A 23,968-nucleotide genomic window follows, 5' to 3' on the forward strand; every position below is an offset into this window, starting at 1 on the left:
CAAATTAATCTCATTAAATTGAAAGACTTAAAAACGCTTTCATCATGAAAAAACTACTATTATTCCTTTTATTTCCCTTAAGTATGCTGGCCCAAGATCGGCCATATGGTAAATTATGGGCGACTCGTTCTGAAGTAATCGCTCAAAACGGTATGGCAGCTACTTCACATCCCTTATCCACACAAGCGGCTTTAGATGTATTAAAAGCCGGAGGAAACGCCATTGATGCCGCCATTGCAGCCAATGCCATGGAAGGTGTCGTAGAACCTCACGTTAACGGAATTGGAGGTGACTTATTTGCCATTGTTTGGGATGCCAAAACAAAAAAACTATATGGATTGAATGGTTCTGGCAGATCGCCAAAATCCTTGACCTTAGCCGAATTGAAAAAGCGTGGCTTGAAACATATTCCAAGTGTGGGTCCTCTTCCAGTGAGTGTACCGGGCTGCGTGGATGCCTGGTTTGAACTTCATAAAAAATTTGGCTCAATGCCCATGTCCAAGGTATTGGAAAAAGCAGTATCATACGCTAGAAATGGCTTCCCCGTTCATGGGGAGTTGGCTTCAGCCTTGCAGCGCGTAGATGCAAACTATGGACGCTTTCCTAATGTCGCACAGCATTACTATCCCAATGGCAAAGCGCCTGTCCTAGGTGATGTATTCAAAAACCCTAACTTAGCCAATACCTTAGAGCGAATTGGAAAGGAAGGTCGAGATGCCTTTTACAAAGGTGATATGGCAAGAACCATGGATGCTTTCATGAAGAAAAATGGAGGATTTCTTAGCTATGAAGATTTAGCTACCCATACTTCTACTTGGATTGACCCTGTGTCGATCAATTATCGAGGATATGATGTTTGGGAATTACCTCCTAACGGACAAGGTATAGCTGCTTTACAAATGTTGAATATTTTGGAAGGCTATGATTTCTCAAAAATCAAGCATGGTAGCGCAGAACATATTCACTTGTTTACCGAAGCCAAGAAATTGGTTTTTGAAGATCGGGCGAAATATTATGCAGACCCTGAATTTGCCAAAATACCCGTGGCTAATTTAATCTCAAAATCTTATGCGGCAGAGCGTAGAAAATTGATTCAAGCAAACCGTGCCGCTAAGCATTATGATGCAGGAAATCCAGCCTTGAAAGATGGGGACACGATTTATTTGACCATCGCCGACAAGGATGGAAATATGGTTTCTCTGATTCAAAGTAATTACCGAGGATTTGGTTCAGGCATGATGCCCGATGGTTTAGGTTTTATGTTTCAAGACCGTGGGGAAATGTACAGCTTAAATGAGGGAGAAAACAATACTTTTGCCCCAGGGAAACGTCCTTTTCATACCATCATTCCTGCCTTTGTCACTAAAGATGGACAGCCTTTCTTAAGCTTTGGTGTCATGGGTGGAGCTTTTCAGCCTATGGGTCACGTACAAATTGTGATGAATGTGGTCGACTTTGGTATGAATATCCAAGAAGCAGGAGATGCTCCCAGATTAAACCACGAAGGTTCTTCTGAACCTACTGGAGAAGCGATGGAATTGACAGGAGGAACCATTACTTTGGAAAGCGGATATCCTTATGAGGTTATTCGGGAATTGTTACAAAAAGGACATCAAGTTGGTTTTATGAATGGAATCTATGGGGGTTACCAAGCCATTCGTTGGGATCCGATAAGAAAAGTGTATTTTGGCGCGTCAGAATCTAGAAAAGATGGACAAGCTGCAGGTTATTAAATTAAATCAATGGTTATTTTAGCAAAACGAGTTTTTACAGGCTATGAGTGGTTGGTAGATCAACAAATCCATATTCAACAAGGCCGGATTCAGGAAATAAAATCAGTAGAAGGAGACCTTCAAGGAAGCGGTTTTATTTGTGCTGGATTTATTGATTTACAGGTGTATGGGGGTGGAGAACTTTTGTTTTCTAACCATCCAACGGAAGCATCCATAGCCAAGACCTTTGAAGAACATCATAAAACGGGGACAACTCATTTTCAGATTACCTTAAACTGTTCTCCTAAGGAAACCATGTGGAAGGCTATTTCCTCGTGTCAATCGTATTTAGCACATGGAGGGAATGGATTGATTGGCTTGCATTTGGAAGGGCCATTTTTTAATCCTATTCGTAAGGGTGCTCATAAAGAGGAGTATGTCCAAAAGCCTAGTGTGGAGTACATTCAAGAAATTGTACAACGGGCAGGTGATTTGCCCATTTATATGACCATAGCTCCTGAAATGTTCTCTGAGGAGGAATTAGATTGTATTATCAAAAGCCCCATTATGGTGTCTTTAGGGCATTCTGATGCGACTATTGACCAAGCTAATCAGGCTTTAGCCAAAGGCGCAAATCGGATTACGCATCTATTTAATGCCATGTCTCAATGGCAAAGTAGGGCACTTGGTTTAGTGGGAGCAAGCTTTTCGAGTGAAGCCTGGACTAGTATCATTGTGGATGGACTTCATTGTGATTTTCGATCCGTGAAATTGGCCAAAGAATTGAAGAAACAACACTTATTTCTGATTACGGATGCTGTAACCCACGATGTTTCTGGACCGTATTTATTTGAGAAAAAAGACGGCAAATTTACGAATGAGTCGGGGACCCTTTCAGGCTCTGCCTTGACCATGGAACAGGCTATTCAAAATTGTGTTCATCAGGTAGGAATGGATGTGGAAGAAGCGATTCGTATGGCCACACTTTATCCAGCTCAAGTAGTTAATTTAGAACAAGATTTAGGAACCGTTGAAGTGGGAAAAAAGGCCTGCCTGATTCATATGAGTGATGATTTAAAAGTCCAACAAGTGTGGTTGGATGGTGAACCTTTGATGGATTAATATGATTCGTTTTCCTTCCAAACAAGCGCAAGTTCAAACCACTATTTTTACAAGAATGTCGGCTTTAGCGGCTGAACATGGGGCTTTGAACTTGTCTCAAGGTTTTCCTGGGTTTGATTGTTCTGAGGAACTTCAGGCTCTATTGGCTTTTTATTCCAAAGGCCATAATCAATACGCTCCTATGGCTGGCGTACCCGTTTTTAAGCAAAGTATTGCCGATAAAACCTGTCTTTTTTATGGAATTGATATCGATGCTAACAAAGAAGTAACAGTTGTTTCGGGTGCTACCGAGGCTTTGTTCTGCGCCATTCATTGTTGTGTGTTCCCGGGAGATGAAGTCATCATGTTTGACCCAAGTTATGATGCCTATGACCCAGCAGTTCGATTGGCGGGTGGAATCCCCATTCATTTATCCATGGATGCCCAAAATGGCTTTCAGATAGATTGGGAAGGGTTAGCTCGTTCCATTACTCCTAAAACCCGGGCTATCATGGTGAATAGTCCACATAATCCTACAGGCTCAATTTGGACGGAGAATGATCTAGATGCTTTGGCCGAAATAGTGAAGGGAACTAATATCCTGATTATATCAGATGAGGTGTATGAACACATCGTTTTTGATGGAAAAAAGCATTATTCGGTACTACTCCATCCAGAGTTACGTCAACGGAGTTTTGTTTGTGGCTCTTTTGGAAAAACCTATCACATTACGGGTTGGAAGATTGGCTATTGTTTAGCTCCTGAATATTTAACTAAAGAGTTTCAAAAATTGCATCAATGGGTGACTTTTTCCAGTGCCACCCCTTTGCAGCATGCTTTGTCGGACTATTTAAAAGAACCAGATCATTATTTAGGTCTTTCGAATTTTTACCAAAGAAAGCGGGATTTATTTGCCTCAGCTTTTGAGGGTAGTAAATGGAAATTATTACCCAGTCATGGGAGTTTTTTCCAATGCATGGATTATCGAGAAATTAGTGATGAAAAGGATGTGGATTTGGCAGAAAGGCTGACCAAAGAAATCAAAGTAGCCTCCATTCCCATTTCGGTATTTTATGAAAAAGCACCCGGAGATACCATCTTACGCTTTTGCTTTGCCAAATCAGATGAGGTTTTATTGGAAGCGGCACACCGACTGGTTCAATTATAGCATTATATTTTCCCCAATCCTTCTCAAATGTGATGCCGCTTGGCTAATTGCCTCCTCTAAACTCATCGGTGGAACCAAAATGGGATAAACCGGAATATGCTGCATGGATGTAGGTATTTTGTTTACATCTTGTAGTCCCCCACAAACCAGTAAAATGGGTTTTTGAAGTGCTTGGCTGTGTTGAATGACTGTTGAGATTAATTTACCTTCCCAAGATTGTACATCGATTTTTCCCTCACCACTGATGATGACGTCGGCTTGTGTAGCATGCTGATCGAATGAAACTAAATCCAATATCCATTCTGAAGCCAAATGTATGCTAGCTTGGAGGAAGAACATCGCTCCGGCCCCTAATCCACCTGCTGCTCCTGCTCCGGGGCTTTGGGAAATTTCTATATTGGGGAAGAATGTCGATATATTAATTAAGCCATTATCTAATTGTCTAATCATTTCGTCATCTGCTCCTTTTTGTTTGGCAAAAACATGGGCAGCACCCTGTGGCCCATGCAGCACATTGCGTACATCGGTGGCAACTTGAAACTGGATTTCCCTTAGTTTCGCTTCTATTGGACTAGGAATGATTTGACGGATATGTGCCAAATTTTCACCTTTGGCCGCTAATTCATAGCCTTGTTCATCTAAGAAACGAAAGCCCAAAGCTGCTGCCATTCCCATTCCAGCATCATTGGTAGCAGATCCACCAACCGTTAATGTGATTCGTTTTGCTCCTTGATTTAAGGCATCTAGAATGAGTTCACCCGTACCAAAAGTGCTCGTTAATGCCGGATTTCGCTCCTCATTTGTAAGTAATTCGATTCCAGATGCTCGCGACATTTCGATGAAGGCATGTCGATCTTCCTTTATCCATAAATAGGGGGCTTCTTTCGGCCTAAAAAGGGGGTCTTTTACCAATACCTTCACCCAATCTCCCCCGAATATTCCTCGAATAACATCCAAGGTACCTTCCCCTCCATCAGCCAAGGGCAATGATTGTATGACAGCCTCCGGATGGGACTTTTTAATCCCTTGGGCTAAAGCATCACAGACTTCGGCAGCGGTAAGGGAATCTTTAAATTTATCGGGACAAAGTAGTACGCGCATCACTAGAATTTGATTTGAATTTACCAACAATTTGCCTAAATCCATGAAATTATTCCCTATAGCTTTCTCCTCGGGATTCCTTTCTGTATTTTTGGTTTTTCAAATCGAGCCCTATGTCTTCATCATTTCGTTATTTCAGCTTTTTAGTACTTTTGGGGTTATCGACATCCTGTACCAAACAGCCCGATTTAAGGGGTTTTGACGTAGAAAAATTTGTACAAGATGAAGCTGGCTGTCAAGGAATTAGAATGTCACAAGTCGCCTGGCTAAAGTCACATAAAGAAAATTTAAAAGGAGTGAGCTCCAACGACATTGAGGATATATTAGGCAAACCCGATATCCAACAGTTGGCAGATCGAAATCAAGAATACTACGTGTATTTCTTAGAAAAAGGGCCACATTGTGATAAAATCATCAATCCTTCACAAGCTTATTGCATGGCTTTCCGATTCAGTGCCATAGGATTGGCTACAGAAATCACCTTTCAAAACGGTTTGCCTTGATTATTTGGTGAACCAACCCACCACGGTACTCGCGAAACTTACCAGAAGGCTGAAGATCAAAGGAGCCACAAAACCGCTCACCTGAAATCCAGGAACATAAAGTTCCGTTAAGTAGACTATTGCCACATTAATCACCAAGGAAAATAAACCCAATGTCATGAAGGTGATAGGGAAACTGATGATGTGTAGGAAGGGCTTAACAAAGGAGTTTAGGAATCCCATGACCAATGCCACGAGCAGTGCCGTAGTGAATCCCTCCACCACTATCCCTTTTAAATACCGAGGAATGATTAATATCACTCCTGCTATGATGATGTAACGAATGATGAATCCAATCATGTTATTTGGCGTGTCTTTGTTGCAATAATTTGACAATTTCTTCTAATCCAATTCCCCGGTCTTCAAGCAATACCAATAAGTGAAAAACTAAATCGGCGGCTTCTCCTTTGAATAGTTCATCATTATCAGACATGGCTTCAATCACCAATTCCACCGCTTCTTCACCTACTTTTTGCGCGACTTTATTTGTGCCTTTTTGGAATAGAGATGCAGTATAGGACGTGTCTGCAGAAGCACCTTTTCTTGAACGAATGATGTGTTTTAAATAATCCAACCAAGCGGCATTGTCTTGATTGGAGGTATTGAAGCAGGTATCTGCACCAGTATGGCAAGCCGGTCCAACGGGATCTACTTGGATTAACAAGGTATCTTGGTCGCAATCCAATAAGATGTTTTTGACATGAAAGAAATTGCCAGAAGTTTCACCTTTTGTCCATAAACGCTCCTTTGAGCGGGAATAAAAAGTAACAATATTCTCGGCCTGTGTTTTTAAATAGGCTTCCTCGTTCATATATCCAAGCATTAATACTTGCAATGTCGAGGCATCCTGAATAACAGCAGGTAGTAATCCTTTAGAAAAATCGGGGCTTGAGTTCATTTTATCAAAAATTCTTGTGAATTTATTAAATACGCATCGGAATTCCTTTGCTGGCTAGGTAATTCTTTAAATCTAAAATGGCTATTTCTTTGAAGTGAAAAATACTAGCCGCTAAGCCAGCATCGGCTTTTCCTTCGGTAAATACTTCATAAAAATGCTCCATGCTACCCGCTCCGCCTGAGGCAATGATGGGTATGGAAGAATTTGATGAAATAGTGGATGTTAAGGCATTGGCAAAACCAGCTTTGGTGCCATCTGCATCCATGCTGGTCAATAGGATTTCCCCTGCTCCTCTATTTTCTACTTCTTTGGCCCAAGGAATGGTTTGAATTTCCGTAATTTTTCTTCCTCCATGGGTATGTACCCAATCTGTTCCGTCTATCCAACGGGTATCAATGGCCGCAATAATGCATTGTGATCCAAATTGTAAGGCTAATTCATCTATTAAATCCGGATTTCTAACCGCTGAAGAATTGATGGATACTTTATCAGCTCCTGCATTTAACAAGGCTGAAACATCTTGAATAGAAGATATTCCTCCTCCTACGGTGAATGGGATATTGACATGTCTAGCAACTTCTCGAACCAAATTAACTAAGGTTTTTCGGTCGTCTACCGTAGCCGTGATATCCAAAAACACCAATTCATCAGCCCCTTCTTGTGCATATAAGGCTCCCAATTCTACGGGATCTCCCGCATCACGTAAATCCACAAAGTTGGTCCCCTTAACGGTTCTCCCATCTTTGATGTCCAAGCAAGGAATGATTCTTTTGGTTAACATGCAGATTCTTTGGCAAAGGTGGCTAATTCAGCTAAACTAATTCGTCCTTCATAAAAGGCTTTTCCAACAATCACGCCAAAAATGTTCATGTCGCGCAGTCGGTATAAATCATCTAAACAAGCCACGCCACCACTCGCAATAAGTTGCAATTCTGGTTCTTGTGCTTGAATTTTTTCGTATAAATCAAAACTCGGTCCTTGTAAAAGTCCATCTTTGGCCACATCGGTCGAAATCACATATTTGACTCCAGAGGCACAATAATCTTTCAAGAAATCATAAATGGAGATGTTGGAATTTTCCTGCCAGCCCGACACAGCAATTTGCTCGTTATGGGCATCAGCTCCTAAAATGATTTTATCTGCACCATATTTTTTTAACCAAGCTCTGACTAATTCGGGTTGTCGAACGGCAATACTTCCTGCGGTAATTTGTTTGGCTCCGGCAGAAAATGCGATATCAATCATTTCGTCGGACTGTACTCCTCCTCCAAAATCTATGTGTAGATTGGTTCCATGCGCAATTCTTTCCAATACATGCGCATTGACGATTTTTTTGGCTTTTGCTCCGTCTAAATCCACCAAATGCAATCGCTGGATTCCGGCTCCCTCAAATTCTTTCGCAATCTCCAAAGGGTCGGAATGGTATACTTTTTTCTGGGCATAATCACCCTGTGTCAAGCGTACACATTGGCCTCCTATTAAATCAATGGCTGGAATAAGTTGGAACATCATTTATAAAGCGAGAAAATTTTCAATAATTCGTTGGCCAGCCATTCCACTGATTTCTGCGTGGAATTGGGCAGCATAAAAATTGTCTTGATGAAGCATGGCAGAAAACGGCTGTACATAGTCACAAACGGCCGTTGTCAAAGGATTTACCGGCACATAAAAGGAGTGTACAAAGTAGACAAACTCTTCTTTTTTTAGGCCTTCCATCAAAGGATTATCTTGATTTGCTTGGATGGAATTCCATCCAACATGCGGGATTTTTAACTCATTGGATTGAAAGCGTTTAACTTCCACATCAAATACACCCATGCAGGTAGTATCATTTTCTTCTGAATGCTTACATAGCAATTGCATACCAATGCAGGTGGCCAAAACAGGTTGCTTTAATTGAGGGATAAGCAGGTCAAGTCCTTTTTCTTTCAAATGAGCCATCGCTGTACTGGCCTCACCCACTCCAGGAAAGATTATTTTATCTGCCTGACGTAGCACGGACTCATCGTCTGTCCAAGTATATGGCACTCCAATTCGATCGAGTGCGTACATCACGGAGGCAACATTCCCTGCATTGTATTTAACGATGGCAATTTCCATGGGCTTTCTTTCTGGGTAAATAGCCTTGCAAAGGTAGGCAAATAGGCTGGATTATGAAATTCCCCTATCTTTGATGTTCTATCACTCTCCACATGCGCTTCCGGAAAAAACTCTTTTTTGAAATTGCTTACTTGCTGTGGATGGGTTTACTACCCTTTATTTCAAGTCTTGCTTTGGGTTATTTGGCCGTTTCCAATCCGAGCTTTTTTCTACATTTGAGTTTTAGCCAGCAAGTGTTTTTTTGGGTTGCCACGGTATTTGTGATGGGTTTAGCGCTATGTCCCACGACCTTTCTGGCTTTGTTTGTGGGTTATATTTGGGGCTTTCAAGGTATTTGGCCATTGATTGTTGCCTATAGCTTAGCTTCCATCTTGGGTTTTGGCATGGCTAAACTCTGGAAAGGTCAAGCGATGATTCGTTGGATTAAACGCACGAAAAAAGGAGCTCAGTTTTTGTCCAATGTTCAGGCACAATCATTTTCTTGGGTTTTTCTGGCCCGACTGTCGCCCATATTTCCTTTTGCCATCACGAATGCCATGATGTCCTTTTTAGGCGTTAGTTTCTTGGATTTTTGTTTGGCAGGCATGATTGGCATGTTACCCCGTACAGCGCTGGCTGTTTGGACAGGGACTCAAGCTAAGAGTTGGGAATACCTGTTGCATCATCCGGAATCTTTTTCTTGGCAAGATGGAGCTAGTGTCATATTATTGATTTTTTCCGGGCTTGGGATGTATTTCTTAGCCAAAAGGCAGGTCAAAGCCTAGTCTGTAGGGTCTGCTTTCTTAAAAAGAAAGAAATGTGAGATTTAAGGCGTAAATTTGCCTTTCCAATTCCATCTTAGGAAGCGGCATCATTTTAATTATTCTATTTTGACATTTAAAGAATTAGGTCTGGCCGACAGCCTTTTAGCAGGAATTGATTCCATGGGCTACAAGACCGCTACCCCCGTTCAATCGCAAGTTATTAAACCGATTTTGGAAGGGCGAGATATTATTGCTTCAGCACAAACTGGTACAGGTAAAACGGCCGCATTTTTGCTGCCTATTGTGAATAAAATTATCACAGAACCACATGTTGAAAACAAAATCAATGCTTTAATTATCGTTCCTACCCGTGAATTGGCAATACAAATTGCGGATAACATGGAAGGTCTAGGGTATTTTACCAATGTATCTTGCATTGCCGTATATGGTGGTGGAGATGGTCAATCTTTTACAACAGAAAAGACTGCATTAACCAGTGGTTGTGATATTGTTGTTTGTACTCCTGGCAGAATGATTGCCCACTTAAATATGGGTTATGTCAATCTCAAAGAGGTAAAATACCTCGTGCTGGATGAAGCAGACCGAATGCTGGATATGGGATTCCAAGATGATTTAATCAAAATCACGTCTTTTTTAAGTCCAGAGCGTCAAAATCTCTTATTTTCAGCTACTATGCCGCATAAAATGCGAGAATTGGCTAGAAAACTATTGAAGAATCCTGTTGAAATTAATATTGCAGTTTCGAAACCCCCTGAGCAAATTGTTCAAGAGGCTTTTGTCGTATTTGAAGAACAAAAATCCCCTTTAATCAAGCATTTACTTCGTTTGAAGGACTATAGTCGGGTGATTATATTTTGTTCTCGAAAGCAAAATGTGAAAACGTTGACTACGGATTTAAAAAGAGCCAAATTTAAAGTAGAAGAAATTCACTCAGACTTGGAACAGGATGTTCGTGAGCAGGTATTACAAGATTTTAGAAATAAAAAGACGACTATTTTGGTGGCTACTGATATTTTAAGTCGGGGTATTGATATCGACGAAATCGAATTAGTCATCAATTACGATGTGCCCAACGATGGAGAAGATTACATCCACCGCATTGGTCGTACCGCTAGAGCAGAAAGTCAAGGTACAGCTTATACACTTATCAGCCCTGCTGAACAGCGGAAATTTGCTACTATTGAAAAACTACTAGAAAAAGAAGTCACTAAATCACCCATTCCGGAAGAATTTGGAGCTGGCCCCGCTTATGAGCCAGCCTTACAAAAGGCCGGCGATAAGGGGCGAAATTTTTCTGGTCCCAAAAAGGGAGGCAAGAAGTTCTGGGGAAAAAAGAAATAGAAACCCTATTTCTGTGCTTTTACTCCAGTCGTTCCTCCTTGAGCTAAGGTGATGTCAACGGGTGTATTGGACTTCCAACTGCCTCGTGTAAAATCAGGGACATTCATGGAGCGAGATCGGTTTTTAACGGACATTTCACTCAATGGTCCTATTGCACTCCAAGAAGCTGCATCGTAGACATTTTGATCCAAAGGTAATCCATTGCGCAAGCAATCAATCAAGCGCCAATCCATCATAAAGTCCATTCCACCATGTCCTCCAATTTGCTTGGCTAATTCACCAATCTTGGCTACAATGGGGGGAGCATATTTTTTCTCCAATTCAGCCATATCTGCTGCCGAAATCCAGTTGTGGTGATGATCCGAAATTTTAGCATCTGGATATTTTACTGCCATGCCTTTGGTCCCACTCAATAAGTGAATGCGGGAATATGGGCGTGGAGTAGAAACGTCATGTTGTACCATCATCGTTTTACCTTTTAAGGTGCGGATGGTGGTGGTATTCATGTTTCCACGGAAACTCTTATTGGTAAACTGTTGGTAGAAAGGATCTTTCGCTGCCAATTCCACCGCACGTGCGTGCATGGAAAAATCATGGGTCGAAGTAGATACCAAATAATCCATTTGATCCCCTCTATTGATATCTAATAATTGACAAATTGGTCCTAAACCATGTGTCGGATATAAATTACCATCGCGTAGGTTTTCTTTCAAACGCCAGCTTTGGTAATAGGTACTTTGGGTAAAATTATGATCTAATAAATCATGTAAATAGGCTCCTTCTGCATGAATAATTTCTCCGAAATAACCTTGACGAGCCATGTTGAGCGTCAATAATTCAAAGAAGTCATAGCAACAGTTTTCCAGCATCATACAATGCTTTTTGGTCTTCTCTGAAGTCTCCACTAATTGCCAGCATTCTTCTAAGGTAGTGGCTGCCGGCACTTCTACGGCCACATGTTTTCCTTGTTTCATGGCATAAACGGCCATAGGAGTATGTAAATGCCAAGGAGTAGCAATGTAGATTAAATCGATATCAGGACGGTCGCACATGGCTTTCCATGCTTCCTCTTTTTCGGTATACACGATGGGTTGAATACCCATTTTACCTAGGGCATTGAGGGCGGCGTCTGTTCTTTCTTTGCGAATATCACAAACAGCGACAGTCTTCACTCCATCTATGCGATTAACGCGTGTGATAGCTCCTGAACCGCGGTTTCCTAGACCAATAAATCCGATGCGGACTGTTTCAATTTTAGGGGCAGCGTAGCCCGACATGTTAAAAGCTTGTTTGCCTTGCTCTACTCGCATGCTGGTAGCTAAGTCTTTGATTTCCCATTTGGCAGACCCGCCTAATGCGGCTAATCCACTCAATTTGAGGAAATCTCTTCGATTATTATTCATAGTTTGATAGGTTATAGGTCAAATTAAATAGCTTGAGAGTCAATTACTTGAACTTTCCCCCAAAGGTGTTTGTTGTCATCAATGAACTTCTTGTGCAAAGGATGGTATAAATATTCTTTTTCTTTTTCAGCATCAGCAAAAGTCAATACCACCGAAAAAGTATAACTTCCCTCGGTGACAGATTTATCGAAATCCGTAATGATGGGTTTGCCAACATGGGCAGTTTGAATCATAGGAAGGCCTCCAAGAGATTTGAGGGCATTAAACAGTTGGGTTTTTTCGACCTCGTTGTTTGGGTTTTTAGCCCAAAACAATACGTGATGGATGAAGTTCATAGAAGGAGTAGCTGCAGAACCTGTTAGTGCCGAACCAGCAGCTAAAAGTCCAGATTGTTGTAAAAATTCGCGACGATTGTTCATGTGTTCATTTAAATTTAAACTCGATTATCATAATTCAATTCTACCATGAAAAATTCAAAAATCAAAGTAATCGTAACGGGGGTTACCGGTATGGTGGGAGAGGGTGTCATGCACGAATGTCTACTTTCACCTCATGTGGAAGAAGTATTGGTCATTAGTCGCCGCCCTTCAGGTAAATCTCATCCCAAATTAAAAGAGATTATTTTGAATGATTTTTTTCAAACGGGTGATCTAGTAGAGCAAGTCAAGGGCTATGATGCCTGTTATTTCTGCTTAGGAGTAACGTCTATTGGTAAAAATGAAGCAGCATATACTAAGTTGACATACGACTTGACATTAGGCTTTGCCAAATCTTTAGAAAAAAATAATCCGCAACTAACCTTTGTATATGTTTCGGGCAAAAGTACGGATGAAACGGAAAAGGGGACTTTGATGTGGGCGAGGGTCAAAGGAAAGACAGAAAATGACCTTAGAAAATTGAATTTTAAGGCTGCTTTTGCCTTTCGACCAGGGATGATACATCCTACGCCAGGTTTGCAACATGCTTTACCGTTTTATAAATACATCAATTGGATGTACCCATTTTTGCGTTGGGCAGCACCGAACATGGTATGTACCTTGAAGGAGCTAGGACAAGCTATGATTGCTGTTACAATTCAAGGTTATGACAAAAGCGCCATAGAAGTGGCAGATATTGTTCATTTATCAAAAGTTCTCGAAGAAGAATAGCCAATATTTTCCCTGAATTTGGCTAATTTTATAGGAAATAAATGTAATACCGTGAATAAGAAAGTTGTACTGATGATATTAGATGGTTGGGGCATTGCTACCAACCCAAAGGTTTCGGCTATTGATGCAGCCAATACCCCCTTTGTTAATTCCTTATATACCCAATACCCTCATTCCAAATTAGAGGCATCTGGTTTAGCTGTTGGTCTTCCAGAGGGTCAAATGGGAAACTCAGAAGTAGGCCACATGAATTTAGGGGCTGGTCGTATTGTCTACCAAAATCTGGTAAGGATTAATAAGGCAGTGACGGAAAATACGCTAGGGCAAGAGCCTGAATTAGCGAAAGCTTTTGACTATGCCAAAAAAGAAGGCAAGGCAGTACATTTCATGGGTCTTGTATCTGATGGCGGTGTTCATGCCCATATTGAGCATTTAAAATCATTGTTGAGCACGGCACAAGAGGCGCAATTGCCAAAGGTTTTTGTTCATGCATTTACTGATGGACGCGATACAGACCCCAAATCTGGCTTGAAGTTCATGACGGATTTAGTTCAACATTGCGATAAAACGGGTGCTCATGTTGCTTCGGTGACTGGCCGTTATTTTGCTATGGATCGCGATAACCGTTGGGAGCGTGTGGCATTGGCTTACCATGCCATGGTGGATGCAGAAGGTCATTTGACACATGATGTGATTCAGTCCATTAAGGATAGTTATGCGGCTGATGTAACGGATGAATTTATTAAGCCCATTATTGCAACAGATGCCAATGGAACGCCATTAGCTAAAATAGCGGAAGGAGATGTGGTTATTTGTTTCAATTTCCGCACTGACCGTGGACGAGAAATAACTCAAGCTTTGACGCAGAAGGATTTCCATGAGGAAAACATGCACCGCTTGAATTTGTATTATTTGACGATGACAGAGTACGACAAAGAGTTTAATAACGTACATGTTATATTCAATGATTCTAACCTACCAATGACTTTGGGTGAGGTGTTAGAAGGAGCTGGTAAAAAGCAGATTCGTATCGCAGAAACCGAAAAGTATCCGCACGTAACCTTCTTCTTTTCAGGAGGTCGCGAGACACCTTTTGTGGGTCAAACAAATATCTTAAGAAGTTCTCCCAAGGTGGCGACTTATGACTTACAGCCCGAAATGTCTGCTGCGGATTTACGTGATGCTTTGATACCAGAATTGGAGAAAGAAGAAGTGGATTTTGTGTGTTTGAATTTTGCTAATCCTGATATGGTCGGTCATACAGGAGTTTTCCCAGCTGTAGTAAAAGCGGTAGAAACTGTAGACCAATGTGCGGAGGCAGTAGTGAAAGCTGGTTTAGCTCATGGATATAGCTTCATTATTATTGCTGACCATGGTAATGCAGATGTTATGATTAATGAAGATGGATCACCTAATACGGCTCACTCCACCAATTTAGTACCATGTATTTTAGTAGATGCCCATGATCATCCAACCTTGTCGAACGGTAAATTAGGAGATATTGCACCCACCATCTTAAAGTTAATGGGGGTAGAACAACCTAAAGAAATGACAGGAGGAGCTTTATTTTAAATATTTTCTGTCACATTTACGTTTTGTGTTTGTATCATTGGATCGATTGAATATATGGGAAAGGTTATCATTTTTGGAAATACACAGTCAGCGGAATTAGCTTTATATTATTTGCAGAACGATAGTGAACATGAAGTAGCTGGTTTCACTGTGGAGGAACAGTATATCAAAGAGCCTGAGTTTCATGGATTGCCTTTGGTTCCATTTGAAACGGTGGAACAACAATTCCCTCCTTCGGACTATTTGTTTTTTGCACCAATGACGGCGACTGGGATGAACCAAGTTCGGGCTAGGGTTTATGAGCAAGGTTTAGAGAAAGGCTATAAGTACATTTCATATATCAGTTCTCATGCCACCGTTTTGACGGATAAAATTGGAGAAAACTGCTTTATTTTAGAGGATAATACCATACAGCCTTATGTGCAGATTGGTAACAACTGTGTCTTATGGTCTGGGAATCACATTGGTCATCATAGTCGGATTGGTAACCACGTTTTTTTTACATCACAAGTAGTGCTTTCTGGTAATTGCCAAGTGAACGACTATTGTTTCTTTGGGGTTAATGCGACTATCCGCGACAGCTCCGTGATTGGAGAAGGAACCTTTGTTAGCATGGGAGCAACTGTCATGAAACAAAGAACAGAACCATGGAGTGTGTGGAAAGGAAATGCGGCAGAGAAATCAACCATTTCCAGCAAGGATTTGAAGTTTTAATTTCCTAACGCTGGCAAGGTTCCAAACCTTGACAGCGTTGTGGAAAACGATTCAAATTTCACCTTATTGTCCAAGAAATTGATAATCAAATTCAACGAAATTTAGGTTGAGATAAATTAAAAGACATAAAAAAAGCTCCCTTCAAATGGGAGCTTTTTTGTTAGGGTTCCAAGGGTTTATTTTCCTCATCGACGATGACAAAAATATCTTCATTGGGTCGTTTCATTAAATATTTTTCACGCGCATATTTTTCCAACAAGGCTGGATTTCCAACCACCATACGGCGCTCTTTTTCCAGTTCTTTTAATTTTTGTTGGTAAAAAGCTTTCTCATTCTTCATCACTCTAAGTTCGTTCCAAAGTCGATATTGTACCCGAAGGTCATTGGTATCTAAAAAGAACATCCAAACGAGCATAATGCTAGTCGAGATTACGTAGAAGCGATATTTTCCAAGAAAAAGCCCTTTAACGCGATCCATGATCTTAGAAATTCAAACCTGGGAAATAGGCGTTAGCACCCAATTCCTCCTCTATACGAAGCAATTGGTTGTATTTAGCCATACGGTCAGAACGTGAAGCTGAACCAGTTTTGATTTGACCTGTATTTAAAGCTACAGCCAAGTCAGCAATAGTTGCATCTTCTGTCTCTCCTGAACGGTGTGACATGATGTTTTTGTATGAATTACGTTTCGCCAAGTTTACCGTATCAATCGTTTCAGTTAATGAACCGATTTGGTTTACTTTCACCAAAACAGCATTAGCGACACCTTGCTCAATACCTTGTTGTAAACGCTTCACATTGGTTACAAATAAATCGTCACCAACTAATTGACATTTAGAACCGATCAATTTAGTTTGCTCAGCCCAACCTGCCCAATCATCTTCCGCCATACCATCTTCAATCGAAATGATTGGGTATTTGTTCACCCAAGTCTCCCAATAAGCAGCCATTTCCATGTTGTTCAATTGCTTTCCGTCAGATTTTTTGAAGGTATACAATCCTGTTTTCTCATCAAAGAATTCAGAAGAAGCTGCATCCATAGCGATGAAGATTTCCTCACCTGGTTTGTAACCTGCTTTTTCGATGGATTGTAATACAATTTCAATGGCCTCTTCGTTCGACTTGATGTTTGGTGCAAAACCACCTTCATCACCTACGTTGGTTGAATATCCTTTGCTTTTCAATACTCCTTTCAAAGCATGGAAAACCTCTGTACCCATACGTAATGCATGTGAGAAACTTTCTGCCTTAACGGGCATTACCATGAACTCTTGGAAGTCGATGCTATTGTCTGCGTGTGAACCACCATTTAAGATGTTCATCATAGGTACAGGAAGCGTGTTAGCGTTTACTCCACCAATATAACGGTAAAGAGGAAGACCGGCTTCTTGAGCTGCTGCTTTAGCAACGGCCATTGAAACACCTAAAATAGCATTAGCTCCTAATTTACCTTTGTTATGTGTACCGTCTAATTCGATCATCAAACGGTCGATCATGTTCTGCTCAGATACCTCTAGGCCCCATAATTCCTCTGCGATAGTTGTGTTTACGTTTTCTACGGCTTTTAAAACGCCTTTTCCTACATAAACAGATTTATCATCATCGCGTAATTCCACAGCTTCATGGATACCTGTTGAGGCTCCAGAAGGAACGGCTGCACGACCGAAAGCGCCATCTTCTGTCTTGATGTCTACCTCGATTGTGGGATTTCCACGTGAATCTAAAATTTGTCTTGCGTGAACGTACTGTATTGCACTCATCGTATAATTATTATTGTGAATAAATGGATTACGTTGTAATTGATTAAATTGCCATGCAAAATAACGTATTTTTTAGATAAAATCACTGATTTACCGAAAGTCAGCTGCTTAAATCGCTGATAATTAATGAAATAATAATGAAAGCTAAATTCCTTTTTTCTTCTCTTTTCGCCTTTTCTATTCTTTTTTCATGGCAGGCTTATGCCCAGACTGCCGAAGTTGAGGTCTTTGAAAAAAAGATTCAAGAGAACCCTACTGCCATTTTGTTGGATGTACGAACCTCCGGAGAATTCGGTGGAGGCCATTTGCCTAAGGCATTGAATATCGATTTTCGTGCTGCCGATTTTGCTGAGCAAATCAAGAAATTGTCCAAAGATAAGCCTGTATTGATTTATTGTCTTTCGGGAGGGCGTTCTGCACAAGCTGCTGAATTAATGCGTAAAGAAGGATTTCAAGTGACTGAATTGAAGGGAGGGTATTTGAAATGGACAACCAAATTGAAACCTTTGGAAGGGGTGCCTGATGTAGCACATGACAAAGGCTGGGATCTAGCGGATTTTACGAAGAAGATTCAAAGTGAAAAGGCGGTTGTCGTAGATTTTTATGCCAAATGGTGCGCTCCTTGTTTAAAAATGATGCCAACTGTTGACAAGCTTACACAAGATTATTCAGGTAAGGTAACGGTACTGAAAGTGGAAGCAGATGGCAACCAAGCCATTTTACAATCTTTTGGAATAGACGAAATCCCGAGCTTTTTGGTTTTCCAAGGTGGAAAATTGCTCCAAAAAACATCGGGATTCAGGGAAGAAGCTCAATTAAAAGAGCTCTTTGATCAATCTATTGGGACCACTCGGTAGGCTGTCTTTCCCAACGGTGTTGTTTTAGTTCTTCCAATAGGTTTGGTGCAAGACCTTGTCCGTCAGAAGTACCAATGTTACTTTTCACGTGCTTGATTTTTCTCATTCCTGGAATAATCGTCCCTACATCTGGATTCGACAAGATAAAGCGTAGAGCCATCTCGGGCATGTCCATGTTCGCTGGAACTAATGGCTTTAATGCATTTGCATGGTCTACACTAGAGGTTAAATTTTCTGGAACGAAATAAGTGGAACGCCAATCGTCGGCTGGGAAAGTAGTAGTATAGTCCAATAAGCCAGTTAAGCTTCCTTCATCTAATGGTACACGAGCGATGACGCCGATGTCTAATTTTTGACAAAGCGGGAACAATTGATCTTCTGGGTTTTGGTCAAAGATGTTATATATCACCTGAACAGAAGAAAACAAGTTCGTTTCTAATGAACGAAGGCAATTATGGGGTTCCCAACGGTTAACCGAAATTCCCCAATGTTTCACTTTGCCCTCTTGTGTTAATTTTTGGACAGCCTCTTTCCAGTCATCATTGTCCGCCCAAGCGTCTTCCCAGACATGGAATTGTTGCAAATCAATTTGCTCCACACCCAAGTTTTTCAAGCTTTTTTCAGTGTATTCAATGATGTGTTGAGCAGGGAAACAATCCTTTAATTCAAAATGTGATTTGGATGGCCAAATGAAGTTTTTAGGTGGAATTTTAGTGGCAGCATATAACTGTTTGTCGGCATGCTTTTTTAATAGCGCTCCCAAAATTTGTTCAGATAAACCTTCTCCATAGCCCCATGCTGTATCGAAGAAATTACAGCCTAATTCGACAGATAATTCTAAGGATTTTTGAACTTCATTATCGTCGGAACCAGTCCAACCAGCTAGGCCCCACATACCATAACCCACTTCACTTATTTGCCAATTTGTTTTGCCAAAACGTCTGTATTTCATGTTCTTTTTTTTCTTAAAGGTAAGGATTTTCTCAAAGCTCCTTGACCTGTAAATTAGTATTTGGGTTTATTTTATCAAGTAAACAAATCAAGTTTAGAGCGAAATAATCTACAATTTCTGTTTGAACAGATTGTGAAATGTGAAATAATTGTTAAAATAAAATGGCCTACGTGTTATTTAGAAGCGTTAATAACACAAATAACGTGAATTGTGGATTTTTATTTAAGAACATTGGCTAGCTTTACATTGTAAATGTTCCCTGTGTTAGATTAATCTCCATCAATTTATGAAAAATGTTAAGCCTGTTTCTAGCGACGAGAAGTTGTTAATAAATTTAGGAACCTTTAAAGTTTGCCCAAGTTGTATACTTTTTATTCGTGGCGAAGGAAATTATTCCAATATTTTTCTCAAAGATGGTCGCAAGGTTCTTTCTTGTAGGACTTTGAAATTCTTTGAAACTCTATTGCAAGATTATGGATTTATTCGCCCTTCCAAATCGGCTTTAGTTAATCCAACCTATATATCGTCTGTTGATTTAAAAATAGCTAAAATTATTAAGTTGAACAACGATGTCAACATCTCGATCTCCCGTCGCCAAGTAAGACCTTTGCGCGATTTTTTTAGTAATAAGCATGCTTTGGTGGGAGTATCGTAAAGCGATTTAATCCACAAAAGTTTCCTGTACTATTTTTTTTAGTTGGGCAATTTCATTGACTTCTAGAAATTCCATTGTTTTGATGATACGCTTTCTATCAATGGTGCGGATTTGATCCAATACGATCCAGCCTGGAGTACCCTGGTGCTTGATTTTGACACGGGTGGGATAAGCTTTGCTTTGACTGGTCATGGGTGCTATGACGATAGTCTGCAAATATTGATTCATCTCATTCGGAGAAATAACAACACAGGGACGTGTTTTTTTCATTTCACTTCCTTGGGTGGGGTCCAGATTGACAAGCACGATTTGGTATTGCTTTATTTCCATGCTTCTAAGGATTCATCTTCGAATACATCGGGTATCAGTAATTGATCTTCTTGGTTTTCACTCATTTGTTGGAATGCTTCAGTCCAGCCTTTTCTAGCTTTTTGAATAGGTTTTAAAACAATGCAATCTTCCTGTAAAATGAGTTCAATGCTGTCTTCTATTTGATATTTTTCGAGCATTGTTTTTGAAAGACGTATGCCTTTTGAGTTTCCAATAGCTATGATGGAGATTTTCATATGAATGAATTTGTAATTACAAAGTTATTACAAAAATGAATATTCCAATGTATTGAACTAGAACTTTCAGAGGATGAATCAAAACTTACTAGCATTTACATCATCTATATTAATTCGAATTTGAGCATTGAAAGTGACAAAATCTAGCTGTTAGGAAAATAAACAGTTTGTTGATAATTGGTCGGATTAAAACTCTTTTAATAGTCCCTTTGGAAAAAATTATAAAGCTTGTCCTTATTTGAATAACTCCTTTAGCGTTTTCATGGCAATGAACATTTTGCCACTATCAGGTAATGTAATAAAACCAAATTGTTCATAGAAAACATGGGCTTCTGAATCGATGGGATCTACTACGACGGCAAATGACCCCATTTGAAGAGATGCTTTAAAACTTCTTTTGAGGGCATCAATGAGTAAGATTTTACCTAAACCTTTTCCTTGGAATTTTTTATCTACAGCTAATCTTCCTAGGAGACTAATAGGGATGGAGGAATAGGATGGAGGTAGTTTCTTTTGGACGGACTCGGGGAAATGATGTAATGGAATACTGTAATTAGAAAGTGTATAGAAGCCTTGAATCGGGCTAGAGGAGGGTTCAGTCAGTACAAAACATGCGGCTAGTTTTCTTTTTACATCTTGGGAGGCTTGTGTTTTAACATAATTGTTTAGTAAGTCTTTTCCGCAATCAAAGTCTGCTCGTTCATGTTTGGAATCTAATAATTCAATCATGATTAAATCTTAGCTGTCCATTGTTGGTATTCTTGCAAGGCCTTTTTCAAACCTTCTGAGGGTTCATTAGCATGCGTTAAAGCATCAAAAAATAGTTGAGCATCCTTTTCACTGGCAAGAATCAATTCTTGTTGCTGGATGATCTCTTGAGCTTTTTCTTGTGCAGATTGAAATACAAAATCACTGAGGTTTCTGTAGCCACCTAGTGTTGCGGCTTTTTCAAATAATTGCTTTTGTTCTTTGGGAAGTCTAGCATCAAACCGACTTTGCTCTTTTACGCTGCTTTTCATTCTTTCCATTTTTTCCTAAATGTACGTATATTGTACGTACAAATTACGGTTTTAAATAGATTTATTCTGCTGATTACATAGCAAAATAGTCAGATTGAATGATTCAATCTAGCATATCAAGAAGATAATCAGCTAGATGATATTTCTTTAGTTATTGATCTTAATTAGTTTGTTGAAGTGTTTATTTATATTTGATTGGTTGAGTGGTACTCACCTCTTTACTACAATTCGTACATTTATTCGATTTTTGATTTGTTTATTTTTGGTAAATGAAATTAATTCTAAATTAATAGGACCTGGGTAAATGGAGTCTATATCTTCTAATTCATCAATACTAAAATCAAAAGGTTCAAAACCTGGATTATCATAATTAATCGGACTTTCGTCAAATTTAGGTTTATCTTGACCCCAAACCATATATTGGTTGAAACCTTTTGATAATTCTACGTATTTGTTGGTTTTAGTATAATATAAATAAATCCTATAAGATCTATTTTTGTTTATTAATTTCAACCATAAATCTGAGGATCCTTTTTTAGTCTGATATTTATCAGATATAATTGGAAGGTCTAAGTTATTGAAACAATATTCATATAAAATTGTAGCATAACCTTTTCCTTCAAAAATGGATTTAGACTTAGAAATACAATAAAACTCAGTTTTAAAAAAAGTTGTTGCTTTTAAACGAATTGCAGAAAGTAATTCGTTTTTCTCATCTGTTAATTTTAAATATGTATAATCGTCGTCAATTGCTTTGAAAATTTTTAGATTATTGATTGGAAATTGATATGAAAAATTTAAGTTATTCTTAAAGTAATAGTCTATAAAAGTTTCGGGTTCAAAATCATTTCTAGATATTAAATTTGGCAATTCTGTTTAGTTTAGAATCTAAATATAATAAATATTCAAAATATCGCCCCCCCCCCAAAAAAACTTATTCCCTCAATTCATTTCATTTATTTCTACGAATAGTTAAATTCGTGGATATCTATTTTATCACATTAATACAATGGAAAGAAGAATATTTTTAAAAGGCTTAGCCTTAGGAGTTTCGGGTCTATACGCTCACTCCAGCCTTGCTGCCAACCCTTATGTAGGGCCTTTGGGTGTGCAATTATATACTGTCCGTGACGCCGTAGCCAAAGACCTGGAAGGTTCCTTGGAGAAATTGGCCGGCCTAGGATATAAAAACCTAGAAATCTACGGATACAATGGTACTTTCTTTGGCAAAACTGCCCATGATTTTAAAACCATCCTAGATCGCGTGGGCTTAAAAGTGGTTAGCTCTCACCATACCTCAGGTATCGCCATCAAATCCAAAGGCACTTTGTCGGACGGATGGCAAAAGGCCGTGGAAGATTTACACCACGTAGGCGCAGAGTTCATGGTTTGTGCCTTCTTATTCCCAAATGAGCGTAGCACAGATCATTATAAGGCCCTACCTAACTTATTGACTAGTTCGGGTGAAGCAACTAAATCGGCAGGTATTCAGTTTGCCTACCATAACCACGACTTTGAATTTGTGAAGTCGGCAGATTTTATTCCTTATGATTTCATCTTACAAAATACTTCGCCTGACTTGGTGAAAATGGAAGCTGACTTATATTGGTTTGGTCGTGCAGGGATAGATCCAGTGGCTTATTTTGAGAAACACCCAGGTCGTTTCCCACTTTGGCACGTCAAAGACATGGAAGCAGGAACTAAAGTATTTACTGAGGTAGGAAACGGTACCATTGATTTTGACCGCATCTTTGCTGCTAGAAAAGCCGCAGGTTTGAAATACTGGTTCGTAGAGCAAGACATGAGTAAGCGTGATCCTTTTGAAAGCTTAAAAATCAGTCGCGATTATTTAGCAAAGAAGAATTACTAGGATTCTTTTTCTTCCATATAAGGTTCCCAAAAGCTAGGATTGTATTTTTCCCAAGCATGGCAACCAAAGGGCAATTTCCCTGCATTAAGCTGAAGGCTGATTTGTGGGTTTTGTTCAAATGCGAAGGCCAAGGCCTCTTTCCAAGTAGGTAATTTGAGCAAAAAGCGAAGCGGAAAGGCTCTTTTATGGTAGACTGAAAAAAGTGAATCTTCATTGGCTGGCCAAGTGCCAAATAGCCGATGATACCAGTTTAAAAATTTGACAATGGGGGCCACTTTTCGTAAGGATAGGCCCCCATTCATCATGATGGGCTCTATCAAGGGCCATTGGAAGGCATCTTTATTTTCCCAATGCTTCTTCTTCAATTTTGGCGCTCCTATATAATCATAGCCTTTTTGGCACCAAGCCACCAAATCATCTTGGAATACATAAGCGTCTAATTGGTAAATCAGAATAAACTCATGTTGGACGAATCGCTCATAAAAAGCAGGGTCAATCAATAAATGATTGTAGGATTTGGTACTGGTAAAAAAAGAAGGAGGAAAATAAGCCAAATTGGCCTCTGGAAAATGTTCTTGTACATAAGGGGCATTCAAACCCTCAGGCAGCACAAAATGAATGGGGTAGTGGCCTAATATTTTTTTACACTGGAGCAAAGACTTTTGTTCCAATGACGAAATAGTTTCTTTATAAATAGGAATAAGGATTCCCACCAATGTTTGCAT

At 39.8% G+C, this 23,968-nt stretch carries 29 protein-coding genes; 12 read left to right on the forward strand and 17 right to left on the reverse strand.

Annotated elements, in window-relative coordinates; translation table 11 throughout:
- The first annotated feature begins 44 nt into the window (after nucleotides 1–44).
- The 3 genes from ggt to U0R11_RS12615 are packed head-to-tail and all read left to right on the forward strand — an operon-like array spanning nucleotide 45 to nucleotide 3,981.
- Nucleotides 45–1,733 (forward strand): gamma-glutamyltransferase, encoded by a 1,689-nt coding sequence (gene ggt / locus U0R11_RS12605; protein ID WP_406752054.1) that lies wholly within the window; start codon nucleotides 45–47, stop codon nucleotides 1,731–1,733.
- Between the two features lie 9 nt (nucleotides 1,734–1,742).
- Complete coding sequence (nagA, locus tag U0R11_RS12610; RefSeq protein ID WP_406752056.1) at nucleotides 1,743–2,834, forward strand: N-acetylglucosamine-6-phosphate deacetylase; 1,092 nt, start codon at nucleotides 1,743–1,745, stop codon at nucleotides 2,832–2,834.
- A gap of 1 nt (nucleotide 2,835) precedes the next feature.
- Complete coding sequence (locus U0R11_RS12615; protein ID WP_406752058.1) at nucleotides 2,836–3,981, forward strand: methionine aminotransferase; 1,146 nt, start codon at nucleotides 2,836–2,838, stop codon at nucleotides 3,979–3,981.
- Here U0R11_RS12615 and U0R11_RS12620 read toward each other — a convergent pair.
- Nucleotides 3,976–5,082: a glycerate kinase gene (locus U0R11_RS12620; RefSeq protein WP_406752059.1), complete on the reverse strand. Its 1,107-nt coding sequence runs from the start codon at nucleotides 5,080–5,082 to the stop codon at nucleotides 3,976–3,978. The two genes, U0R11_RS12615 and U0R11_RS12620, sit on opposite strands and share 6 nt — an antisense overlap.
- A gap of 113 nt (nucleotides 5,083–5,195) precedes the next feature.
- On the opposite strand from U0R11_RS12620, the gene U0R11_RS12625 reads away from it, so the two are divergent.
- The gene (locus U0R11_RS12625) at nucleotides 5,196–5,585 is read left to right on the forward strand and encodes a hypothetical protein (RefSeq protein WP_406752061.1); all 390 of its coding nucleotides are present in this window, start codon (nucleotides 5,196–5,198) and stop codon (nucleotides 5,583–5,585) included.
- On the opposite strand, the gene U0R11_RS12630 is transcribed toward U0R11_RS12625, so the two are convergent.
- The 5 genes from U0R11_RS12630 to hisH are packed head-to-tail and all read right to left on the reverse strand — an operon-like array spanning nucleotide 5,586 to nucleotide 8,622.
- The gene (locus U0R11_RS12630) at nucleotides 5,586–5,924 is read right to left on the reverse strand and encodes a phage holin family protein (protein WP_406752063.1); all 339 of its coding nucleotides are present in this window, start codon (nucleotides 5,922–5,924) and stop codon (nucleotides 5,586–5,588) included.
- 1 nt (nucleotide 5,925) lies between these two features.
- Nucleotides 5,926–6,522 carry a bifunctional phosphoribosyl-AMP cyclohydrolase/phosphoribosyl-ATP diphosphatase HisIE gene (gene hisIE, locus U0R11_RS12635; protein ID WP_406752065.1) on the reverse strand — a complete coding sequence of 199 codons (597 nt, stop codon included), beginning with the start codon at nucleotides 6,520–6,522 and terminating at the stop codon, nucleotides 5,926–5,928.
- 25 nt (nucleotides 6,523–6,547) lie between these two features.
- Nucleotides 6,548–7,303 carry an imidazole glycerol phosphate synthase subunit HisF gene (hisF, locus tag U0R11_RS12640; protein ID WP_406752067.1) on the reverse strand — a complete coding sequence of 252 codons (756 nt, stop codon included), beginning with the start codon at nucleotides 7,301–7,303 and terminating at the stop codon, nucleotides 6,548–6,550.
- Nucleotides 7,297–8,031, reverse strand: a complete 735-nt coding sequence (gene hisA / locus U0R11_RS12645) for a 1-(5-phosphoribosyl)-5-[(5-phosphoribosylamino)methylideneamino]imidazole-4-carboxamide isomerase (RefSeq protein ID WP_406752200.1) — start codon at nucleotides 8,029–8,031, stop codon at nucleotides 7,297–7,299. Before hisA ends, hisF begins: the two co-directional genes overlap by 7 nt.
- Nucleotides 8,032–8,034: 3 nt before the next feature.
- A complete protein-coding gene (gene hisH, locus U0R11_RS12650; RefSeq protein ID WP_406752068.1) occupies nucleotides 8,035–8,622 on the reverse strand; it encodes an imidazole glycerol phosphate synthase subunit HisH in 588 nt (195 codons plus the stop codon).
- A 92-nt stretch (nucleotides 8,623–8,714) separates the two neighbouring features.
- Here hisH and U0R11_RS12655 point away from each other — a divergent pair, with 92 nt between their 5' ends.
- Together U0R11_RS12655 and U0R11_RS12660 are read left to right on the forward strand one after the other, a co-directional pair.
- A complete protein-coding gene (locus U0R11_RS12655) occupies nucleotides 8,715–9,386 on the forward strand; it encodes a TVP38/TMEM64 family protein (protein WP_406752070.1) in 672 nt (223 codons plus the stop codon).
- A 105-nt stretch (nucleotides 9,387–9,491) separates the two neighbouring features.
- The gene (locus tag U0R11_RS12660) at nucleotides 9,492–10,727 is read left to right on the forward strand and encodes a DEAD/DEAH box helicase (RefSeq protein ID WP_406752072.1); all 1,236 of its coding nucleotides are present in this window, start codon (nucleotides 9,492–9,494) and stop codon (nucleotides 10,725–10,727) included.
- A 5-nt stretch (nucleotides 10,728–10,732) separates the two neighbouring features.
- Here U0R11_RS12660 and U0R11_RS12665 read toward each other — a convergent pair whose 3' ends face one another.
- Complete coding sequence (locus U0R11_RS12665) at nucleotides 10,733–12,130, reverse strand: Gfo/Idh/MocA family protein (protein WP_406752074.1); 1,398 nt, start codon at nucleotides 12,128–12,130, stop codon at nucleotides 10,733–10,735.
- Between the two features lie 23 nt (nucleotides 12,131–12,153).
- Nucleotides 12,154–12,549, reverse strand: a complete 396-nt coding sequence (locus U0R11_RS12670) for a Dabb family protein (protein ID WP_406752076.1) — start codon at nucleotides 12,547–12,549, stop codon at nucleotides 12,154–12,156.
- A gap of 45 nt (nucleotides 12,550–12,594) precedes the next feature.
- Between U0R11_RS12670 and U0R11_RS12675 the strand changes: the two genes are divergently transcribed.
- Genes U0R11_RS12675 through U0R11_RS12685 form a run of 3 tightly spaced genes read left to right on the forward strand, consistent with a single transcriptional unit; the run spans nucleotide 12,595 to nucleotide 15,564 of the window.
- Nucleotides 12,595–13,278, forward strand: coding sequence for an NAD-dependent epimerase/dehydratase family protein (locus U0R11_RS12675; protein WP_406752078.1), 684 nt, complete (start codon nucleotides 12,595–12,597; stop codon nucleotides 13,276–13,278).
- A gap of 51 nt (nucleotides 13,279–13,329) precedes the next feature.
- Nucleotides 13,330–14,850, forward strand: a complete 1,521-nt coding sequence (gpmI, locus tag U0R11_RS12680) for a 2,3-bisphosphoglycerate-independent phosphoglycerate mutase (RefSeq protein ID WP_406752080.1) — start codon at nucleotides 13,330–13,332, stop codon at nucleotides 14,848–14,850.
- Nucleotides 14,851–14,904: 54 nt separating this feature from the next.
- The gene (locus U0R11_RS12685) at nucleotides 14,905–15,564 is read left to right on the forward strand and encodes an acetyltransferase (RefSeq protein ID WP_269009706.1); all 660 of its coding nucleotides are present in this window, start codon (nucleotides 14,905–14,907) and stop codon (nucleotides 15,562–15,564) included.
- A 160-nt stretch (nucleotides 15,565–15,724) separates the two neighbouring features.
- On the opposite strand, the gene U0R11_RS12690 is transcribed toward U0R11_RS12685, so the two are convergent.
- The gene (locus U0R11_RS12690) at nucleotides 15,725–16,042 is read right to left on the reverse strand and encodes an FtsB family cell division protein (RefSeq protein WP_109321894.1); all 318 of its coding nucleotides are present in this window, start codon (nucleotides 16,040–16,042) and stop codon (nucleotides 15,725–15,727) included.
- 4 nt (nucleotides 16,043–16,046) lie between these two features.
- Complete coding sequence (gene eno, locus U0R11_RS12695) at nucleotides 16,047–17,324, reverse strand: phosphopyruvate hydratase (protein ID WP_406752083.1); 1,278 nt, start codon at nucleotides 17,322–17,324, stop codon at nucleotides 16,047–16,049.
- A 137-nt stretch (nucleotides 17,325–17,461) separates the two neighbouring features.
- Between eno and U0R11_RS12700 the strand changes: the two genes are divergently transcribed.
- On the forward strand, nucleotides 17,462–18,181 hold the full coding sequence (locus U0R11_RS12700) for a thioredoxin domain-containing protein (RefSeq protein WP_406752085.1): 720 nt from the start codon (nucleotides 17,462–17,464) through the stop codon (nucleotides 18,179–18,181).
- On the opposite strand, the gene U0R11_RS12705 is transcribed toward U0R11_RS12700, so the two are convergent.
- The gene (locus U0R11_RS12705) at nucleotides 18,162–19,133 is read right to left on the reverse strand and encodes an aldo/keto reductase (protein ID WP_406752087.1); all 972 of its coding nucleotides are present in this window, start codon (nucleotides 19,131–19,133) and stop codon (nucleotides 18,162–18,164) included. The two genes, U0R11_RS12700 and U0R11_RS12705, sit on opposite strands and share 20 nt — an antisense overlap.
- Before the next feature lie 286 nt (nucleotides 19,134–19,419).
- Here U0R11_RS12705 and U0R11_RS12710 point away from each other — a divergent pair, with 286 nt between their 5' ends.
- Nucleotides 19,420–19,788 carry a LytR/AlgR family response regulator transcription factor gene (locus U0R11_RS12710; RefSeq protein ID WP_406752088.1) on the forward strand — a complete coding sequence of 123 codons (369 nt, stop codon included), beginning with the start codon at nucleotides 19,420–19,422 and terminating at the stop codon, nucleotides 19,786–19,788.
- Between the two features lie 6 nt (nucleotides 19,789–19,794).
- Here the strand turns inward: U0R11_RS12710 and U0R11_RS12715 are convergent, their stop codons facing one another.
- The 5 genes from U0R11_RS12715 to U0R11_RS12735 form a co-directional block, all read right to left on the reverse strand.
- The gene (locus U0R11_RS12715; protein WP_406752090.1) at nucleotides 19,795–20,118 is read right to left on the reverse strand and encodes a type II toxin-antitoxin system PemK/MazF family toxin; all 324 of its coding nucleotides are present in this window, start codon (nucleotides 20,116–20,118) and stop codon (nucleotides 19,795–19,797) included.
- On the reverse strand, nucleotides 20,109–20,354 hold the full coding sequence (locus tag U0R11_RS12720; RefSeq protein ID WP_166230733.1) for an AbrB/MazE/SpoVT family DNA-binding domain-containing protein: 246 nt from the start codon (nucleotides 20,352–20,354) through the stop codon (nucleotides 20,109–20,111). Before U0R11_RS12720 ends, U0R11_RS12715 begins: the two co-directional genes overlap by 10 nt.
- Before the next feature lie 234 nt (nucleotides 20,355–20,588).
- Nucleotides 20,589–21,083 carry a GNAT family N-acetyltransferase gene (locus U0R11_RS12725; protein ID WP_166230736.1) on the reverse strand — a complete coding sequence of 165 codons (495 nt, stop codon included), beginning with the start codon at nucleotides 21,081–21,083 and terminating at the stop codon, nucleotides 20,589–20,591.
- Between the two features lie 2 nt (nucleotides 21,084–21,085).
- Entirely contained in the window at nucleotides 21,086–21,373 is a 288-nt protein-coding gene (locus U0R11_RS12730; protein ID WP_406752092.1) for a type II toxin-antitoxin system TacA family antitoxin, read from the reverse strand.
- A gap of 210 nt (nucleotides 21,374–21,583) precedes the next feature.
- Entirely contained in the window at nucleotides 21,584–22,243 is a 660-nt protein-coding gene (locus U0R11_RS12735) for a hypothetical protein (RefSeq protein ID WP_406752094.1), read from the reverse strand.
- A gap of 139 nt (nucleotides 22,244–22,382) precedes the next feature.
- On the opposite strand from U0R11_RS12735, the gene U0R11_RS12740 reads away from it, so the two are divergent.
- Nucleotides 22,383–23,243, forward strand: coding sequence for a sugar phosphate isomerase/epimerase family protein (locus tag U0R11_RS12740; RefSeq protein WP_406752096.1), 861 nt, complete (start codon nucleotides 22,383–22,385; stop codon nucleotides 23,241–23,243).
- Here the strand turns inward: U0R11_RS12740 and U0R11_RS12745 are convergent.
- Nucleotides 23,240–23,968, reverse strand: coding sequence for a DUF5672 family protein (locus U0R11_RS12745; protein WP_406752098.1), 729 nt, complete (start codon nucleotides 23,966–23,968; stop codon nucleotides 23,240–23,242). The two genes, U0R11_RS12740 and U0R11_RS12745, sit on opposite strands and share 4 nt — an antisense overlap.

This window comes from Aquirufa salirivi (assembly GCF_045310485.1).
GTDB classification, from domain to species: Bacteria; Bacteroidota; Bacteroidia; order Cytophagales; family Spirosomataceae; genus Aquirufa; species Aquirufa salirivi.

What these genes read in the sequence shown, in the direction of transcription:
- U0R11_RS12700 (WP_406752085.1), top strand. Translation starts at nt 17,462, where the DNA reads ATGAAAGCTAAATTCCTTTTTTCTTCTCTTTTCGCCTTTTCTATTCTT.
- U0R11_RS12685 (WP_269009706.1), top strand. Translation starts at nt 14,905, where the DNA reads ATGGGAAAGGTTATCATTTTTGGAAATACACAGTCAGCGGAATTAGCT.
- U0R11_RS12710 (WP_406752088.1), top strand. Translation starts at nt 19,420, where the DNA reads ATGAAAAATGTTAAGCCTGTTTCTAGCGACGAGAAGTTGTTAATAAAT.
- eno (WP_406752083.1), bottom strand. Translation starts at nt 17,324, where the DNA reads ATGAGTGCAATACAGTACGTTCACGCAAGACAAATTTTAGATTCACGT.
- hisH (WP_406752068.1), bottom strand. Translation starts at nt 8,622, where the DNA reads ATGGAAATTGCCATCGTTAAATACAATGCAGGGAATGTTGCCTCCGTG.
- U0R11_RS12625 (WP_406752061.1), top strand. Translation starts at nt 5,196, where the DNA reads ATGTCTTCATCATTTCGTTATTTCAGCTTTTTAGTACTTTTGGGGTTA.
- U0R11_RS12690 (WP_109321894.1), bottom strand. Translation starts at nt 16,042, where the DNA reads ATGGATCGCGTTAAAGGGCTTTTTCTTGGAAAATATCGCTTCTACGTA.
- U0R11_RS12655 (WP_406752070.1), top strand. Translation starts at nt 8,715, where the DNA reads ATGCGCTTCCGGAAAAAACTCTTTTTTGAAATTGCTTACTTGCTGTGG.
- hisA (WP_406752200.1), bottom strand. Translation starts at nt 8,031, where the DNA reads ATGTTCCAACTTATTCCAGCCATTGATTTAATAGGAGGCCAATGTGTA.
- U0R11_RS12715 (WP_406752090.1), bottom strand. Translation starts at nt 20,118, where the DNA reads ATGGAAATAAAGCAATACCAAATCGTGCTTGTCAATCTGGACCCCACC.
- U0R11_RS12720 (WP_166230733.1), bottom strand. Translation starts at nt 20,354, where the DNA reads ATGAAAATCTCCATCATAGCTATTGGAAACTCAAAAGGCATACGTCTT.
- U0R11_RS12630 (WP_406752063.1), bottom strand. Translation starts at nt 5,924, where the DNA reads ATGATTGGATTCATCATTCGTTACATCATCATAGCAGGAGTGATATTA.
- U0R11_RS12740 (WP_406752096.1), top strand. Translation starts at nt 22,383, where the DNA reads ATGGAAAGAAGAATATTTTTAAAAGGCTTAGCCTTAGGAGTTTCGGGT.
- U0R11_RS12730 (WP_406752092.1), bottom strand. Translation starts at nt 21,373, where the DNA reads ATGAAAAGCAGCGTAAAAGAGCAAAGTCGGTTTGATGCTAGACTTCCC.
- ggt (WP_406752054.1), top strand. Translation starts at nt 45, where the DNA reads ATGAAAAAACTACTATTATTCCTTTTATTTCCCTTAAGTATGCTGGCC.
- hisIE (WP_406752065.1), bottom strand. Translation starts at nt 6,522, where the DNA reads ATGAACTCAAGCCCCGATTTTTCTAAAGGATTACTACCTGCTGTTATT.
- U0R11_RS12665 (WP_406752074.1), bottom strand. Translation starts at nt 12,130, where the DNA reads ATGAATAATAATCGAAGAGATTTCCTCAAATTGAGTGGATTAGCCGCA.
- U0R11_RS12705 (WP_406752087.1), bottom strand. Translation starts at nt 19,133, where the DNA reads ATGAAATACAGACGTTTTGGCAAAACAAATTGGCAAATAAGTGAAGTG.
- U0R11_RS12675 (WP_406752078.1), top strand. Translation starts at nt 12,595, where the DNA reads ATGAAAAATTCAAAAATCAAAGTAATCGTAACGGGGGTTACCGGTATG.
- U0R11_RS12670 (WP_406752076.1), bottom strand. Translation starts at nt 12,549, where the DNA reads ATGAACAATCGTCGCGAATTTTTACAACAATCTGGACTTTTAGCTGCT.
- U0R11_RS12615 (WP_406752058.1), top strand. Translation starts at nt 2,836, where the DNA reads ATGATTCGTTTTCCTTCCAAACAAGCGCAAGTTCAAACCACTATTTTT.
- U0R11_RS12620 (WP_406752059.1), bottom strand. Translation starts at nt 5,082, where the DNA reads ATGCGCGTACTACTTTGTCCCGATAAATTTAAAGATTCCCTTACCGCT.
- nagA (WP_406752056.1), top strand. Translation starts at nt 1,743, where the DNA reads ATGGTTATTTTAGCAAAACGAGTTTTTACAGGCTATGAGTGGTTGGTA.
- U0R11_RS12745 (WP_406752098.1), bottom strand. Translation starts at nt 23,968, where the DNA reads ATGCAAACATTGGTGGGAATCCTTATTCCTATTTATAAAGAAACTATT.
- U0R11_RS12725 (WP_166230736.1), bottom strand. Translation starts at nt 21,083, where the DNA reads ATGATTGAATTATTAGATTCCAAACATGAACGAGCAGACTTTGATTGC.
- hisF (WP_406752067.1), bottom strand. Translation starts at nt 7,303, where the DNA reads ATGTTAACCAAAAGAATCATTCCTTGCTTGGACATCAAAGATGGGAGA.